Annotated in this window: 20 protein-coding genes; 13 read left to right on the top strand and 7 right to left on the bottom strand. The window is 64.2% G+C overall.

Translation table 11 applies throughout. The annotated features are described in order from the left end of the window. Positions 1 to 36 precede the first annotated feature (36 nt). A complete protein-coding gene (locus tag NF699_07115) occupies positions 37 to 327 on the bottom strand; it encodes a hypothetical protein (GenBank protein USU06422.1) in 291 nt (96 codons plus the stop codon). Between the two features lie 125 nt (positions 328 to 452). Here NF699_07115 and NF699_07110 point away from each other — a divergent pair, with 125 nt between their 5' ends. From NF699_07110 to NF699_07100, 3 genes are all read left to right on the top strand, one after another. Further along, positions 453 to 1,262 carry a response regulator gene (locus tag NF699_07110; GenBank protein ID USU06421.1) on the top strand — a complete coding sequence of 270 codons (810 nt, stop codon included), beginning with the start codon at positions 453 to 455 and terminating at the stop codon, positions 1,260 to 1,262. Between the two features lie 50 nt (positions 1,263 to 1,312). Beyond that, complete coding sequence (locus tag NF699_07105) at positions 1,313 to 1,450, top strand: hypothetical protein (GenBank protein ID USU06420.1); 138 nt, start codon at positions 1,313 to 1,315, stop codon at positions 1,448 to 1,450. A 98-nt stretch (positions 1,451 to 1,548) separates the two neighbouring features. Then, positions 1,549 to 2,202 carry a sigma-70 family RNA polymerase sigma factor gene (locus NF699_07100; protein ID USU06419.1) on the top strand — a complete coding sequence of 218 codons (654 nt, stop codon included), beginning with the start codon at positions 1,549 to 1,551 and terminating at the stop codon, positions 2,200 to 2,202. Positions 2,203 to 2,218: 16 nt separating this feature from the next. Here NF699_07100 and NF699_07095 read toward each other — a convergent pair whose 3' ends face one another. After that, complete coding sequence (locus NF699_07095; GenBank protein ID USU06418.1) at positions 2,219 to 2,386, bottom strand: hypothetical protein; 168 nt, start codon at positions 2,384 to 2,386, stop codon at positions 2,219 to 2,221. 77 nt (positions 2,387 to 2,463) lie between these two features. On the opposite strand from NF699_07095, the gene NF699_07090 reads away from it, so the two are divergent. Then, a complete protein-coding gene (locus NF699_07090) occupies positions 2,464 to 5,118 on the top strand; it encodes a bifunctional [glutamine synthetase] adenylyltransferase/[glutamine synthetase]-adenylyl-L-tyrosine phosphorylase (protein USU06417.1) in 2,655 nt (884 codons plus the stop codon). Continuing rightward, positions 5,111 to 5,566, top strand: a complete 456-nt coding sequence (locus NF699_07085) for a peroxiredoxin (GenBank protein USU06416.1) — start codon at positions 5,111 to 5,113, stop codon at positions 5,564 to 5,566. Before NF699_07090 ends, NF699_07085 begins: the two co-directional genes overlap by 8 nt. 24 nt (positions 5,567 to 5,590) lie before the next feature. Here NF699_07085 and NF699_07080 read toward each other — a convergent pair whose 3' ends face one another. After that, positions 5,591 to 6,079, bottom strand: coding sequence for a hypothetical protein (locus NF699_07080; GenBank protein USU06415.1), 489 nt, complete (start codon positions 6,077 to 6,079; stop codon positions 5,591 to 5,593). Positions 6,080 to 6,185: 106 nt separating this feature from the next. On the opposite strand from NF699_07080, the gene NF699_07075 reads away from it, so the two are divergent. The 7 genes from NF699_07075 to NF699_07045 all read left to right on the top strand — a co-directional run bounded on the left by NF699_07075 (position 6,186) and on the right by NF699_07045 (position 11,544). Then, positions 6,186 to 7,463 (top strand): multidrug effflux MFS transporter, encoded by a 1,278-nt coding sequence (locus tag NF699_07075; GenBank protein USU06414.1) that lies wholly within the window; start codon positions 6,186 to 6,188, stop codon positions 7,461 to 7,463. Between the two features lie 63 nt (positions 7,464 to 7,526). After that, positions 7,527 to 7,868: a DNA primase gene (locus tag NF699_07070; GenBank protein USU06413.1), complete on the top strand. Its 342-nt coding sequence runs from the start codon at positions 7,527 to 7,529 to the stop codon at positions 7,866 to 7,868. Between the two features lie 98 nt (positions 7,869 to 7,966). Continuing rightward, the gene (locus NF699_07065; protein ID USU06412.1) at positions 7,967 to 8,602 is read left to right on the top strand and encodes a hypothetical protein; all 636 of its coding nucleotides are present in this window, start codon (positions 7,967 to 7,969) and stop codon (positions 8,600 to 8,602) included. Positions 8,603 to 8,791: 189 nt separating this feature from the next. Then, positions 8,792 to 9,445, top strand: coding sequence for an opacity protein (locus tag NF699_07060; GenBank protein USU06411.1), 654 nt, complete (start codon positions 8,792 to 8,794; stop codon positions 9,443 to 9,445). A 165-nt stretch (positions 9,446 to 9,610) separates the two neighbouring features. After that, positions 9,611 to 9,877: an HNH endonuclease gene (locus NF699_07055; GenBank protein ID USU07024.1), complete on the top strand. Its 267-nt coding sequence runs from the start codon at positions 9,611 to 9,613 to the stop codon at positions 9,875 to 9,877. A 54-nt stretch (positions 9,878 to 9,931) separates the two neighbouring features. Then, a complete protein-coding gene (locus tag NF699_07050; protein USU06410.1) occupies positions 9,932 to 10,591 on the top strand; it encodes a thermonuclease family protein in 660 nt (219 codons plus the stop codon). A 515-nt stretch (positions 10,592 to 11,106) separates the two neighbouring features. After that, positions 11,107 to 11,544 (top strand): biopolymer transporter ExbD, encoded by a 438-nt coding sequence (locus NF699_07045; protein ID USU06409.1) that lies wholly within the window; start codon positions 11,107 to 11,109, stop codon positions 11,542 to 11,544. Positions 11,545 to 11,549: 5 nt separating this feature from the next. Here the strand turns inward: NF699_07045 and NF699_07040 are convergent, their stop codons facing one another. From NF699_07040 to NF699_07025, 4 genes are read right to left on the bottom strand one after another with little or no spacing between them, the layout of a single operon-like run. Further along, entirely contained in the window at positions 11,550 to 12,443 is an 894-nt protein-coding gene (locus NF699_07040) for a hypothetical protein (GenBank protein USU06408.1), read from the bottom strand. Continuing rightward, positions 12,427 to 13,242: a hypothetical protein gene (locus NF699_07035; protein USU06407.1), complete on the bottom strand. Its 816-nt coding sequence runs from the start codon at positions 13,240 to 13,242 to the stop codon at positions 12,427 to 12,429. Before NF699_07035 ends, NF699_07040 begins: the two co-directional genes overlap by 17 nt. Before the next feature lie 39 nt (positions 13,243 to 13,281). Beyond that, complete coding sequence (locus tag NF699_07030; GenBank protein USU06406.1) at positions 13,282 to 14,343, bottom strand: ribonucleotide-diphosphate reductase subunit beta; 1,062 nt, start codon at positions 14,341 to 14,343, stop codon at positions 13,282 to 13,284. 19 nt (positions 14,344 to 14,362) lie between these two features. Beyond that, on the bottom strand, positions 14,363 to 14,575 hold the full coding sequence (locus NF699_07025; protein ID USU06405.1) for a hypothetical protein: 213 nt from the start codon (positions 14,573 to 14,575) through the stop codon (positions 14,363 to 14,365). A gap of 80 nt (positions 14,576 to 14,655) precedes the next feature. Here NF699_07025 and NF699_07020 point away from each other — a divergent pair, with 80 nt between their 5' ends. Continuing rightward, positions 14,656 to 14,907: a DUF2171 domain-containing protein gene (locus NF699_07020; protein USU06404.1), complete on the top strand. Its 252-nt coding sequence runs from the start codon at positions 14,656 to 14,658 to the stop codon at positions 14,905 to 14,907. The last annotated feature ends 20 nt before the right edge of the window (positions 14,908 to 14,927 follow it).

Here is a 14,927-nt window from a genome sequence, read left to right as displayed (position 1 = left end):
ATGAGGCAGCGTCTAACGTGGAGGCCATGCCCCCTGCTAGGCGAGCTTATTCAACAGGTCGAGCATTTCATCCGGAACGCTTTCATCGATTGTCCTCTGATAGGCAGAACGCAGGGCCGCGCCCATGTCGCGATCCTTGCTCTGAACCCTTGCAGGAGACTTCTTGGAAGACGTTTTCTTATCCTTGTCGCCGGGCAATTCCAACATGTCCCCCTGGTGGCCCGGCGCGTACCGGGCAATCGACGCAACGCAAACGGGGCCGCTTTTTTCGAAGCGGTTTGCCCATCCAATTGCCGATGAAACCAAAGTCGCGTTCGTTGGTTCCATCGACGCACGAAAATTCCGCAGGTCTGAAGGGGGCGGCTGGGTTCTTCGACAAACACCGTTGCAAAGCCGTGGACGCAGGCACAGATCAGGCGTCCGTTCAGTATTTCAGGGAGTGAACACCACCCATGTCGCTTGGACAGCAACTCGCACCGCATCTTCCTTTCCTGCGGCGCTATGGCCGAGCCCTGACCGGCAGCCAGCATCAGGGCGACAAATATGTCCGCGCGACGCTGGAGGCGATTGTCGCCGCCCCCGACCAGTTCCCGCGCGACGTTGATCCGCGGCTGGGCTTATACCGTATGTTCCAGGGGATTTGGTCGTCGGCGAATGTCGACGGCGAAGAGCAGACCTCACAGAGCGATGCGGAAGGAACGGAGGCGGTTGCACGTGCTCGGCTCGCGCGAATGACGCCATTGTCGCGTCAGGCGCTGCTACTGACCGCCATGGAGGGCTTCACCCCGGAAGACGCAGCGTATCTGATTGAGGTCGATACCAGCGAGGTTGAAACGCTGGTTGCCGAAGCCTTGGCCGAGATCGAGAAGCAGACACGGGCGCGGGTTTTGATCATCGAGGACGAGCCGATCATTGCGATGGATATCGAGACGATCGTTCGCGACTTGGGTCATGAGGTTACCGGCGTCGCAGTGACCCGTGACGAAGCGGTCGCGCTAGCGATGGAGGATCGGCCAGGCCTGGTGCTCGCCGACATCCAGCTGGCGGACGACAGTTCGGGCATCGACGCGGTGAAGGACATCCTCGCCGAATTCGAAGTTCCGGTAATCTTCATCACTGCGTTCCCCGAGCGCCTGCTGACCGGCGAGCGGCCCGAGCCGACGTTCCTGATCACCAAGCCGTTCCAGCGGTCGACGGTGAAGGCGGCGATAAGCCAAGCGCTGTTTTTCGATCAGGCCACGATCCCCGCCGCGCTGGCCTGATCCAGAAAAAAAGTTACGGACCCAAAACGGACTTCGGGGGTTTGACGATCATGGCTGATCCGAACGAAACAGTGCATGTGACCACCACCGAAGCCCGTGCGGGTGCGACGCCGGGCGTGACCCGATATGTACTTGGTATATCGTTGGCGCTGGTCATCGCGATCTTTGCGTTCCTGATCCTGCGCTGAACTGGCCCGGTCCGGACACCTCACTGGAATTTGCCGAAGAGGATCATTACCTTGTCGCCTGAGGCGGCAACAATGTCCCCGGCTTCGAACGGATTTGCATGACCCAGCCTGCTTCGCGTGATGATGACTATGAAGACGACGACGCGCCGATTGAGCCCGTCGAACATGTCGCCTTGTCCGATCCCGAGTTCAAGAAGCAGCTCGCGCAGGTCATTCCCCATCTTCGGGCCTTTGGTCGATCCCTGTCTGGCAGTCGTGATCTTGCCGACGATCTGGTGCAAGAAACGCTGTTGAAGGCATGGGCGGCGCGTCAGCGCTTTCAGGCTGGGACGAACATGCGTGCCTGGACGTTCATCATCCTGCGCAACCTGTACTTGTCGCAGATGCGACGCGCCCGCTTCAAGGGTGAGTGGGACGATCTGGTCGCGGATCGAATCCTTGCGGCACCGGCCAGCCAAGACCGTCACGTCGAACTTGGCGACATGCAGCGTGCGTTGTTGCACCTGCCGCAGCCGCAGCGTGAGGCGCTGATCCTCGTCGGTGCAGGCGGCTTCGCCTATGAAGAGGCCGCAGAAATCTGTCAGGTCGCGGTGGGCACGATCAAGAGTCGGGTGGCGCGGGGGCGGGTGGCGCTGGAGACTATTCTTACCGAGGGGTCCTTGCCCTCTCGTCGCGAGCATGAGACGGACGTGAACAAAACCGCTCTCGACACGATTATGGGCGAGGTGGACGAACTCAGCCGCGGTCATTGACGCCGCGGCGGCCGGGTCAGTGCACGACGCGATCGAGCCGGTGCAGCAATACCGTGAAGTCGTCAGGCAGCGTCGTTTCACGGAAGATGCCGCGCAACGTGTGGCCGATCGCGTCCGCAGGACGAGGTCCGCGCACGATATAGTCGCCGCGTTCCGCCTTTCCCGATACGTGATGCTGGTCCATCGTCATACCATGCTCAACGACCGTCTTCCGGAAATGTTGCGCATATGCGTCGGACGGAGGTGCGGATGTTGCCGGACATGAACGATGCCCTGTCGCGGGCACGACAGCATGCGCCGTTTCTGGCGCTGTTGATCGATCGCGAGCCGGAACTGGCCGCACGGCTGGCCGACGGCGTGATCGACCTGGAGTGGAGCACCGCCCGTCCCGACATGCCGATCGGCCGGCAGTTGCGCCTCGATCGCCGGGCACTGGCGCTGAGCGTGGCGATCGGCGACCTGTCCGGCACGTTCGATCTGACGGCGGTGACGCATGCGCTGACCGATTTCGCCGATCGCTCGCTCGATCGTGCGATCCGCGCGGCGATCGAGGAACGCACGCCGGGCGCGGAGCCCTGCGGCTTTGCCGCCATCGCGCTGGGCAAGCAGGGCAGCCGCGAACTCAATTATTCTTCGGACATCGACCCGATCCTGATCTTCGATCCGGCGACACTGCCCCGCCGGGCGCGCGAGGAGCCCGAAGAGGCGGCGGTGCGCATCGCGAAGCGGGTCGTCGAATTGTTGCAGGCGCGGGATGGCGATGGATACGTGCTGCGGGTCGACCTGCGACTACGGCCGTCCCCCGAGGTGACGCCGATCGCACTGCCGGTGGGTGGCGCCATCGGCTATTACGAAAGTCAGGCGCTGACGTGGGAACGGGCGGCGTTCATCCGCGCCCGCGTTGCGGCGGGCGACATGGCGCTGGGCGCGTATTTCCTCGATGCGATCCGCCCGTTCGTCTGGCGACGCGGCCTCGATTTCGGTGCGATCGGCGAAATCCGCGATCTGTCGCGGCGCATCCGCGATCATTATGCCAGCGGGCAGGCGTTCGGACCGGGGTTCGACCTGAAGCGAGGCCGGGGCGGTATTCGCGAGGCCGAGTTCTTCGCGCAGATACACCAGCTGATCCATGGCGGGCGCGATCCGGCACTGCGCCTGCCCGCGACCCGGGACGCGCTCGCGGCACTCGCGGCCGCCGGATGGATAGACCACGAGCAGGCCGGCGCGTTGACGGAATCCTACACGGTGTTGCGGACGATCGAGCATCGCGTGCAGATGATCGACGATCGCCAGACGCATGTCCTGCCGTCGGGTGCCGCGCTGGATCACGTGGCGAAGCTGCATGGGCTGGACGCCGGCGGCGAGCTGATCGCGCTGCTTCGCCGGCCGGTCGAGACGGCGGGGCGGATCTACGATGCCTTGGACGATGGCCGATCCGCGGCCTTTCCGCACGAAGCGCAGGCCCTGGCATCGCGGCTGGCGGATATCGGTTTCGACGACGGCGAGGCGGCGGCGGGCCGGATCGCAGTGTGGCGCGCGGGTCGTTATCCGGCGTTGCGCAGCGCAGCGGCGCGCGATGCGCTGGAAGCGGTGCTGCCGGTGCTGATGCCGGCGCTGGTCGCGGCGCCCGATCCGGCGGCGGCGCTGTTGCGGCTCGACATGCTGCTGGAGCGCCTGTCGAGCGCGATCAATATCTTGCGGCTGCTGGAAGCCCGGCCCGGTCTGGCCGCGCTGCTGGCGACGATCCTGAGCCATGCGCCCCCGCTGGCCGATGCGCTGGCGACACGGCCGGAACTGATCGACTGGCTGATCGATGCCAGCGCGTTCGAACCGCTCGACAGCGTGGACCGGCTGTCGGCGGAGATGCGGACCGGCGAGGCGCGCGATTATCAGGCGCTGCTGGATCATGTCCGCCGCGTCATCGGCGAAAAACGGTTCGCGCTGGGGTCGCAGGTCGTCGCGGCGGTCGCGGACCCGCTCGACGCGGCGTCCGGCTACGCCCGGCTCGCGGAAGCCGCGATCGAGGTCCTGGCGCAGGCGACGGTTGCGGCCTTCGAGCAGGTGCATGGCAGTGTGCCGGACAGCGAACTGATCATCCTCGCGTACGGACGACTGGGCGGAGGGGCGCTGACGCATGCCAGCGACCTCGACCTCGTCTATCTGTTCACGGGGGATTTCAGCCGGGAATCGGATGGCGGGAAACCGCTGGGCGCGACGCTATACTACAATCGGTTGGCGCAGCGGGTCAGTGCGGCACTGTCGGTGCCGACCGCGGCCGGGCCGCTCTATGCCGTCGACACGCGGCTGCGGCCGTCGGGCACGCAGGGACCGCTGGTCGTATCGCTCGAGTCCTTCGCCCGGTATCAGCGCGAGGAGGCCTGGACGTGGGAGCATATGGCGTTGACCCGCGCCCGTCCCGTCTTCGGTTCTCCTGCCGCGCGGGTGGCAGCGTCGGCGGTGATCGCCGAAGTGCTGCAGGGCGCGCGACCATCGCGCGATCTGGTTGCGGAAGCCGCGGACATGCGGGCGGAGATGGCCCGGCACAAACCACCGCAGGGTCCGCTGGATGCCAAACTGTTGCCGGGCGGCCTCGTCGACCTGGAATTCACCGTCCATCTCGCGCAATTGCAGCACCGGGCCGGTTTCGATCCACATCTGGGCAAGGCGATCGACGCGCTGGTACGGCGGGATCTGCTGCCGGCGAATCTGGTGGATGCGAACGCGCTGCTGACGCGTCTGCTCGTCACATTACGGCTGGTGGCGCCGGATGCCGCCGAGCCGCCGCCGGCGACGCGCGCGTTGATCGCAAGGGCCTTGCAGCGTGACGATTGGGACGCGGTGCTTGCCGGCTTCGCCGCGACACGCCACGACGTAGAAACCGCCTGGCACCGGATGACGGGAGAGACGCATGGATGACGGTATGACGATGCCCGCGGTAACGGCGACGATGCCCGACGGTACGCCGGTCCGCCTGACCGACCTGCCGATGCCGGCGGTCGTCTATTTCTATCCCAAGGACGATACGCCGGGCTGCACGCGCGAGGCGCAGGATTTCTCCAGCCTGTCCGATGCGTTCGCCGCGGCCGGTGCGAGCGTGACGGGGATCAGCAAGGATCCGCCGGCGAAACACGCCAGGTTCGTCGCGAAGCATGGCCTGACCGTCGGTCTGGCGAGCGATGAGGATGGCAGCGTCTGCGACGCCTTCGGCGTGTGGGGAGAAAAGCAAATGTACGGCAAGACGTACATGGGGATCGAGCGCGCGACCTTCCTGTTCGGGGCGGACGGCCGGCTGGTGCGATCGTGGCGCAAGGTCAAGGTGCCCGGCCACGCCGCCGCAGTACTGGACGCGGTCCGCGCGCTGTAGCGGACCGGTCCCGGTCGATCGGGCTCAGCTGCCGAGCACGATCGTTCCCTTGGCTTGCCGTTCGCCATCACCGGTCAGGTCGAGGCGGAACGGCTTGTCTTCATTGGTCGTGCCGGTGAGACCCTGATCGGACGGCGTGATGGTGAAGCCCGCTTTGCCGAGCCGCTGCTGAAACCAGCCGCGGACATCTTCCGGCGTGGCCGGGCTGGTGAAGCGGATGCGGACGCCGCCGCCTTTGCCGTCGCCGGTGATATCCATATTGTCTATCGTCGAGCCGGGATACAGCCGCACGCCGTTGAGATCGAAATCGGAGGCGTCCAGCTGGAGCTTGGGCAGCTTGATCTGCCCCGAGAAGCCCGGGACGTTCAGCTTGACCTCACCCGAGCGCGCATCGACCGCACCCAGCACGTTGCCGCCATCGGCGTTGATCGACACCGACGTACCCTGTCCGGAGCGATCGCAGGCGGCGAGCGGCAGCGCCAGCGTGGCGGCGAGCATAAGCGTGCGGTTCATCGGTCATCCCGTTCGTGTGTTGTTGTTCCAATACACGTAGGCCGGTGTGGCGCAGGGTTCAAGCGGGGTTCCGCCGGACGGCTTCGGCGCGTATCAGGACAGCATCGTGACCCGAATAACTGCATCCACCGCGCCGGCGACATCCGGCGTTCCGCCCGTCGCTGCCGATCCGACGCCCGCCATGGGCGGCGCGCCGATCGGCTTCACCGAATTCGTCGCGCTGGTCGCGGCGCTGATGTCGCTCGCGGCACTGGGCATCGATTCGATGCTGCCGGCGCTGCCCGCGATGGGCCGTGCGCTGGGCGTGGCGACCGAGAACCAGCGGCAGTTCATCATCACCGCCTTCGTCCTGGGATTCGGCATCGCGCAGCTGGCGCACGGACCGCTCGCGGATCGCTTCGGCCGGCGGACCGTGCTGCTGTTCGCGATCGGCGGCTATGCGATCGCCAACGTGGCCTGTGCGATCTCCGCCAGCTTCACGCTGCTGCTTGCCGCCCGCGTGTTCGGCGGGGCGATGGTCGCCGCCACCCGCGTCGCGACGGTGGCGATGGTGCGCGACTGCTATCACGGGCGGCCGATGGCGCGTGTTATGTCGATCGCGTTCATGGTGTTCATGATCGTCCCCGTGCTCGCCCCCGCATTCGGCCAGACGGTGCTGCTATTCGCCAACTGGCGCGGCATCTTCTGGGTGATCGCCGGGATCAGCATCGGCATCTGGACGTGGTTCTATGTGCGGATGCCGGAGACGCTGGCGGTCGAGGCGCAGCAGCCGCTGTCGATCGCGCGTATCGGGGCGGGGTGGAAGCAGACGCTGGGGGATCGCTGGTCGCTGGGCTATACGCTGGCGTCGACGTCGCTGATGGGCGCGTTGTACGGCTATCTGAATTCGGTGCAGCAGATCATGTTCGACACGTTCGAACGGCCGACGCTGCTCGCGGTCATGTTCGCGCTTACGGCGATGCTGATGGCGGCGGCGAACCTGACCAATGCGCGGCTGGTGATGCGGCTGGGGACGAGGCTGATCAGCCACAGCGCGGTCACCGCGCTGGTGGTGCTGAGCGCGATCCACCTGGCCATCGCGCTTGCCGGATACGAAACGCTGGTGGGGTTCGTCGTGCTGCAGGCGCTGACGATGGGGTGCTTCGGCCTCGCGACGTCGAACTTCTCGTCGATGGCGATGGAGAACATGGGCGGGATCGCCGGCACCGCATCGAGCGTGCAGGGCTTTACCAGCGTGACGTTCGGCGCGGTGATCGGCGTCGTCATCGGTCAGGCGTTCGACGGCAGCACCGCGCCGCTGGCTGCGGGGTTCCTGATCTGCGGCGTTGTGGCGCTGACGGTAGTGGCGCTGACCGAGCGCGGTCGCCTGTTCCGTTCGGCCTGACGCGTCGCGGGGGAACCGCCGTCGCGGTCCCGCCGTTCGCACCCCACACATATGGAGGTTGCAATGGGCGGACATCAGGTCATGGGCCACGGATCGGGCGACGACGGCTACGACGAGGAAGGGTATGACGAGAGCCAGCGCGCCGAGATCCTCGAGGCGACGCGCAACGGCCCGAGCGACGGAACGGTGCTGACCGACCTCGACCCCGATCTGGGCGACGACGACGCCGAAGAGGAGTCGATCGACGACATCGATATGGATTCCGAGGAGGTCGGCGAGACCGATGCCAGCGTCACCATGGACGAAGAGGACATGGACGAGGACGATGCGCAGGACGATTTCGACGCCGGCACAACCGACGACGAGGACATGAAGGATAGCGACGACACGGCGTTGCGTCCGTAGGCCGGTCTCACGGGGCCTGGCGTCGGCCCCGTGGTTCGCGGGGAACGAAGCGGTGGGGGCGGCGTTCGTGCCGCCTTCCTGTGTATCGGACCAGTGACATGCGTATCGCTCTATTCCCGGTCGTGGCGTCGTTGGCGCTGATCCCGTTGCTGGCCATCGGTGGCTGTTCCGGTGGCGGCGACGGCGGAAATACCGTCGACGTGGCGGCGGCGGCTTCCAAGGCCGAGTCCGACATTGCTAATTATGCGGCATTGCCGGACGCCAGCGCTCCCGCCGCGGCACCGTCGCCGGCCGCTTCGACGACGCCGGTTGCCTTGCGGACGCCGGTTGCCGGCGCGGACAATGTGTCGCCCGCCGGGGTCGTCCGCCGCTACACCGATGCCCTGGCTGCGAGGCGCTATGACGAGGCCTGGGCGCTGTGGGACGATGGCGGCGCCGCGTCCGGTATGACGCGGGAGGCCTTTGCCGCGAGTTTCGAGCGATATGCGACGTATCGCGCCACCGTGGGAACGCCCTTCGACGCGGATGCGGGGGCGGGGCAGCGGTACATCACCGTGCCTGTCGTCGTCACCGGTTCCCTGAAGTCCGGCGGTCCGTTCCGGCTGGAAGGGCCGGTGGTCTTGCACAAGGCCGCCGATGGGATCGAGAGCGACGATCCGCATGCGCATGACTGGCGTATTCGCAGTAGCGAGATGAAACCACGTCCCGTCAAGTCTGCAACAACGATCGACTAACCTACGTAAATCAGCCACTTCGTTCATCCCAGTGACAGGAAGTGTGGCGTGGAAGCCACACCATTTCCGGTTCCACGCAAATGCCGCGATGCGCTGCAACAAAGCCGTAATTGCGGGGTTTGGACGGACCTGGGTTGATCGACGCTGCGGCGTCGCGGCCCGAGTTGAGGCAATACAAGGTAATCACACATGCGTAAGCTCGCCCTCGCGGCCGCCGTTGCGGCAGCGTCCTTTGCCGTCCCCGCGTTCGCGCAGGACATGTCGACCACCAGCACGACCGACACGACGGTCGCTACCGATGCGCAGGTCGACACCGCGCCGCGTGCCCCCGACGGCACCCGCGCGTTCGGCATCGAGCCGTATGTCGCCGTGATGGGCGGTTGGGAGCAGTTCGATCGCGAGGCGGTCGCCGGCATCCCCGCACAGCCGCGCGGCTACAAGCTGGACGGCGCGCTGATCGAGGGCATCGTCGGCGTCAACGTGCCGCTGGGGCCGGTGTTCGTCGGTGCCGAGGGTTCGGTCGCCAAGGGCGTGTCGGGCGATATCGACTGGCAGTATGGCGCATATGGTCGCTTCGGCTTCCGCGCCGGTGACAGCGGCCTGTTCTACGGCAAGGTCGGTTACCGCTGGAACAACTTCGACAAGTTCGCTCCGGGCGTCGCCGGCGACCTGAACCGCGATTACCACGCGACGGTCTATGGCGTCGGCGCCGAGATCGGTCCGAAGGACATCGGTCTGGGCGGCATCACCGGCAATTCGGGCCTGCGCCTGCGCATGGAAGTCTCGACCTTCGACGATGCGAACAGCTTCCGTCCGATGGCGGGTGTGGTCGCGCACTTCTAAGCGTTTCCCGTCAGGGCAACAGGCGAGGGCGGGTCTGCTTCGGCAGGCCCGCCCTTTTCCATGCAAGCGCCTGTCGCAGCACCTATATTCCCCGTCATGGTCGGACGGGTGAAGCGCAGGGCGGGGCTGATCGAGGCGGCGGAGCGGGCGGCGCGCGAGGTCGCGATGCCGCCGTGTCCAATATGCGAGCGGCCATTGGGGTCCAAAGTCGAGTGGCATCATCTGGTGCCGAAGGCGGAGGGCGGACGGATCACCGCGGCGGTCCACCCGATCTGTCACCGGACCGTCCATGCGCTGATCCCCAATGCGGAGCTGGCGCGAGTCTATGCCGATCCGGCGGTGCTGCGGGCGCATCCCGGTATCGCGCGGTTCGCGGCCTGGATCGCGGACAAGCCTGCCGACTTTTCCGCACCGGTGCGTCGACGGCGGTGAGGACGATGCGGGTCGGTAATCGATCCTTCAGCTTTTTATGTCCATGCCCGACTCATGGAGTATGTGTTTGATTTTGCACGCGCGATCAGCGGCGGCGCGTCGAGTCGCGGGCGGCGGCGGCAGGGTGCCGGGCGGTGGGCGCAGCTGCGGATCGCCCTGCTGGGGGTGATGCTGGGGCTGGCGATGCCGTCGTTGCGCGGGACCGACTGGCACGCCCTGCTGCCTGCCGGGATGACGGTGGAGCTGCCGCATCCGGGCCGGGTGACATGGCCGGCGGGCGCCATCGACCTGCCGCCGTTGCCGGATGGACTGTCCATGCCGACGCCGACGCGTGCCACCACGGCGGGCGAGGCCGTCACCGCACAATTCGGCCGCTGTCGCCGCGGGCATGATGGCGATTGCGTGGTGGACGGCGACACCTTCAAATTCGCCGGCGAGACGATCCGCATCGCCGATATCGACACGCCGGAGACGCACCCGCCGCGGTGCGCGCGGGAGGCGCGGCTGGGCGAGCGGGCTACGGTGCGGATGCAGGAATTGCTCAACGCCGGACCGGTGACGATCGCGCCGTACAAGCGCCCGCACGACCGCTATGGCCGGCGGCTGGCGGTGGTGACGCGCAACGGCGTGTCGCTGGGCGAGCGGCTGGTCGGGGAAGGACTGGCGCGGCGGTACGATGGCGGCCATCGGCGCGGATGGTGCGGCTGGGCCTGAGACGCGGCGGTGTGACGTCGGCGAAGTCGAGCGCTGCGCGCGCGGCGACCCGTCTGGACGTCGGCCCGATCGTTCGTGTCGCGTCGTCGGCGGGATCGGGATGATGTGCGCCCTTCCGGTCCGGGCATAGATCCGGGCTGCCAGACAGGGGACGGCGAAGTCCGGTGGTTTGCCATGGCGTTGTCCGTCGAGCGATCCTGTCGGACGATGACACAGGCGATCGCGGGGAGATCGGCGATGTCGGCGGCGGCGCCGCTGGCGTCGGGATCGTGATCGCGGCAGGGCTTGCCGGACTGCCCTCGCGCGGGGGTGTGCCGGCGCTGTCACAGGCCAGCCACCGGAACCGCCGACGCGGAGCAAGGCGGTCCAGCGGCTGCGGGAGGGGCGCGGCGAGGGAGCATGGCGGCGGCAGGATAGACGGACCACATTGCCGCCGGATCAGGGGACGGGATGACGCGCTTGACGGCGGGGCGGGATCGTGATGTCATACCATCACATAGCCAAGGAGAGTTTCGATGCCACGCCAGCGTGCCTTCTCCCCATCCCGCCGTTTCGCCGGATCGCCGGCGTTCGAGGAGCCGCTATCGGAGCTGAACATCACGCCGCTGATCGACGTGATGCTGGTGTTGCTGGTGATGATGATCCTGACGCTGCCGACGGTGCTGCACAAGGTGGCGGTCGACCTGCCGCAGGGCTACGCGCCGCCGGGCGAGACTGTGACGCACCCGCTGGTGCTGGCGCGGGGCGGCGAGGTGACGCTGGACGGCGTGGCGCTGGCGGATGCGGCGATGCCGGCGCGGTTTAGGGCGCTGCGCGCGGACCCCGCCGCGCTGCTGGTGATGCGCACCGACCCGGAGGCGCGCTACGACCGCTTCGATCATGTGCTGGCCGAGGTGAAGCGCGCGGGGATCACGCGGCTGGGGTTTGTGGGGAATGAGGGGATGGTGGAGTGAGGTAACTAGTTGAGTTTCGATATCTCTCGCACACTGGCATTAATTGATTTGAACTGAATTTCGTCAAGTAAGGGCAGTGGTGCCGCTAAGTCGCTAAGAGTATCAACTAGATTTTTTCTATCCTCTGCACTGCTCCAATTGATAAGCTCCGCTCCTTGATGAGCTGCTGTCTCCAGAGATGGAAAGGCAAGTGACTCATTGTAAGAATTCGCAGAGTAAATTATGCGTCCTCGAATTTTATCGGCACCATAAGATACACGTGCAGTTTCGAGAACTAATGCCGAAACCGCAATATCTTGCACGACCTTCTTAAATGAAATGGTATCAGATTGTGCATCAACGGTTTTGATCACATGAAGCAAGCCGTTTTGCAAGGCAAAGTCAGCTACAAGGCCTTCATCTACTTTCCAGTTGGCTACTATCCGATGCGACGATAATCCTTCTCCGTCTCGCGCTAATATGCGACGGCTTCGTAACTCGCTCCGCAGTGTCGCAGTTAACTTTGTGTTTGGCATGAGCCGTTTACGAAATGTGGGCTCGGGTTCGACAAGCTTCGTAACGAGTTCTGCTACATAATCTTCATATGCGGCTGAGGAAGCCGCCTCGAATTTGCCTATGGCACTAAACTCCAAGCCAGTAAGATTGCTTACACGGCGAAGTCGATCGGAATTAGTTTCCGAAGCATGGCGAAGGGCGAGGTCAAGATCGCAGAGAGCTTTTAGAGACTCTTTGATCGACGCTGCGCTGATAGCGTGCGATATCGCCTTAACTTTGTCTAAATTGCGTCCCGGACGAACGTCGATTGTTTCGCCCATGATAACAAGACCAATGTTCAGTTTTTCATCCCGCATCGCGTGCGTGGCAAGCTGTACAACGGCAAATTCATACCAGCGTGCCATTTTTCAGGATCGCTCGCAGACTGGCCAGCCGCTTCTGAAAACCGGAAGAACCCCACGCATCATTAAGGCGATCTCTCAAAATCGAGTCCAGCCAATCACCGGGCACGCTGTCAACGATCCGGTGAAACGCATCCGGCGCTAAGCCCTCGATGCGATCCAGCGTCCCTAGAGCTCCGTCGATAAAGCTTCCGTGAATCGCTCGGACGTCCCTTCCTAGCCTTACTGTGTTGGAGCCTGCAATGGGAAAGCGGTCAGTCGTTAGCGCGGTCAGATCGGCGTCCGCAAAATCAATGGCACACAGCCTCCGGAAGCTCTGGTCTGTGCTCAAAATGAAATTTCGCAAATGTCTGTCATCATTGTTGATAAACAAATCAAAGCAAATGACAGAGCCGAGGTAGAGTCCTCGATTGAGGCTCGCTCCTCCGTAAGTATTCCTATCGGTGCTACGAAGGAAACTAAATAGATCGAGACGTTGCGATGCGGATTCAACGTGTGGAGATCCGAAATAAGTCTCTCCATCATACTCAACGAATTGCCAGCCTCCGGTTCTAATCTCTAGAGATTCCGCTAATTGCGTGCTGATCCACTCGTTAGACCGTACATTACGGTGTTGGCTGTCCGCTTTGCACCAGATAGGCAGGCGATCCTCATCTAGAAAGTAGAATGACTGGTCTTTGCCGCCGTTTGATTGAATGATTGCCGTGGGACGGAGAGGCAGCAACGCGAGCTGCGGCGTCACCAGAAGCTTCCGCTTTGGTGAGAGTCCACTCTCGTTAGCTCTTTGGCTGGTTGGCTTCATGATGTTGCTATTTCCTGCTGTCACCCCTCCGTTACGTATTTACTCCGCCGCCACGCCAGCCCGCGAGAACATGTCGCCGCTGTCCAGCAGCCCCAGGTCCTGCTCGGTCGGGCGGATGATCTTCGCCTTCTGGCGCTTGTCGAACGAATCCCAGACGTCGTTCCACTGGCCCTTGGTCGCGGCCTTCGAATATTCGGTGGCGCGCTGTTCGAAGAAGTTGGCATGCTCGACGCCGTTGAGCATCGGGGCCAACCAAGGGAGCGGGTGTTCGTCGATCATGTAGATCGGCTTGAGGCCGAGCTGGCCCATCCGCCAGTCGGCGATGTAGCGGATGTACTTCTTGATCTCCTTGGGCGTCATGCCGTTGACCGGGCCCATTTCGAACGCGAGGTCGATGAAATTGTCCTCGAGCCGGATCGTGGTCTGGCAGACGTCGGCGATGTCGTCCTTCACCGCCTTGGTCAGGCACTGGCGCTCCTGACAGAAGGTGTGGAACATCTTGATGATGCCCTCGCAATGCAGGGACTCGTCGCGGATCGACCAGGTGACGATCTGGCCCATGCCCTTCATCTTGTTAAAGCGCGGGAAGTTCATCAGCATCGCGAAGCTGGCGAAGAGCTGCACGCCTTCGGTGAAGCCGCCGAACATGGCGAGCGTGCGGGCGATGTCCTCGTCATTGTCGACGCCGAAGCTGCCCATGTAGTCATGCTTTTCCTTCATCTCGGCATATTCGAGGAAGGCGCCATATTCGCTCTCGGGCATGCCGATCGTGTCGAGCAGATGGCTGTAGGCGGCGATGTGCACCGTCTCCATGTTGCTGAACGCGGTCAGCATCATCTTGATCTCGGTCGGCTTGAACACGCGGCCGTATTTCTCGTGGTAGCAATCCTGCACCTCGACGTCCGCCTGGGTGAAGAAGCGGAAGATCTGGGTGAGGAGGTTGCGTTCGTGGTCGCTGAGCTTTTGCGCCCAGTCGCGGCAATCCTCGCCCAGCGGCACCTCTTCGGGGAGCCAGTGGAGCTGTTGCTGACGCTTCCAGAATTCGAACGCCCAGGGGTATTCGAATGGCTTGTACTGCTTGGAGGCTTGGAGGAGGGACATGGGGTTACTCCGGTGGATTTCAGGAAACGGGGGAAGGGGTGACGCTCCACTGCCACATGGCGTGGGCGGAGAAGGCGAGGACAATGGCGAGGCTGACGGCCATGATGCCGACCATGCGATAGACGTAGACGCGGGCCGGGGCCTGCGGCTTGCGGAGGGCGAGCAGCAGGCCGGTGCCGACGAGGCCGAAGACCGCGGCGACGATGAACATGATGAGGCTTTGCAGCGGCATCAGTGGATGGCTCCTGTCGGGGATGCATCCAAATGCGGGGCGGCTCGTTTCACCCCCGAACCCATCACAGGAGACACATCATGCACGATCACAGCAACATCAAGGAACATATGACCGTCATCGGCGCGGACGGCGTGCATGTCGGCACGGTCGATCACGTCGACGGCGAGCGCATCAAGCTGACCAAGAACGATTCGCCGAGCACCGAGGACGGTACGGGTGGCAAGCATCATTACCTGCCGGCCGGTCTGGTTGCGGCGATCGAGGGCGACACGGTGCGGCTGAGCGCCACTGCGCAGAACGCCGTGGACATGTTCGAAGAGGCGGAGTGATCCGCTGATCCCTCTCCCCT

The organism is Sphingomonadaceae bacterium OTU29LAMAA1, from assembly GCA_024072375.1.
Classification (GTDB): domain Bacteria; phylum Pseudomonadota; class Alphaproteobacteria; order Sphingomonadales; family Sphingomonadaceae; genus Sphingomonas.
Note: the sequence above shows the minus strand (reverse complement) of the source record. Positions and strands in the feature narration are given on the sequence as shown.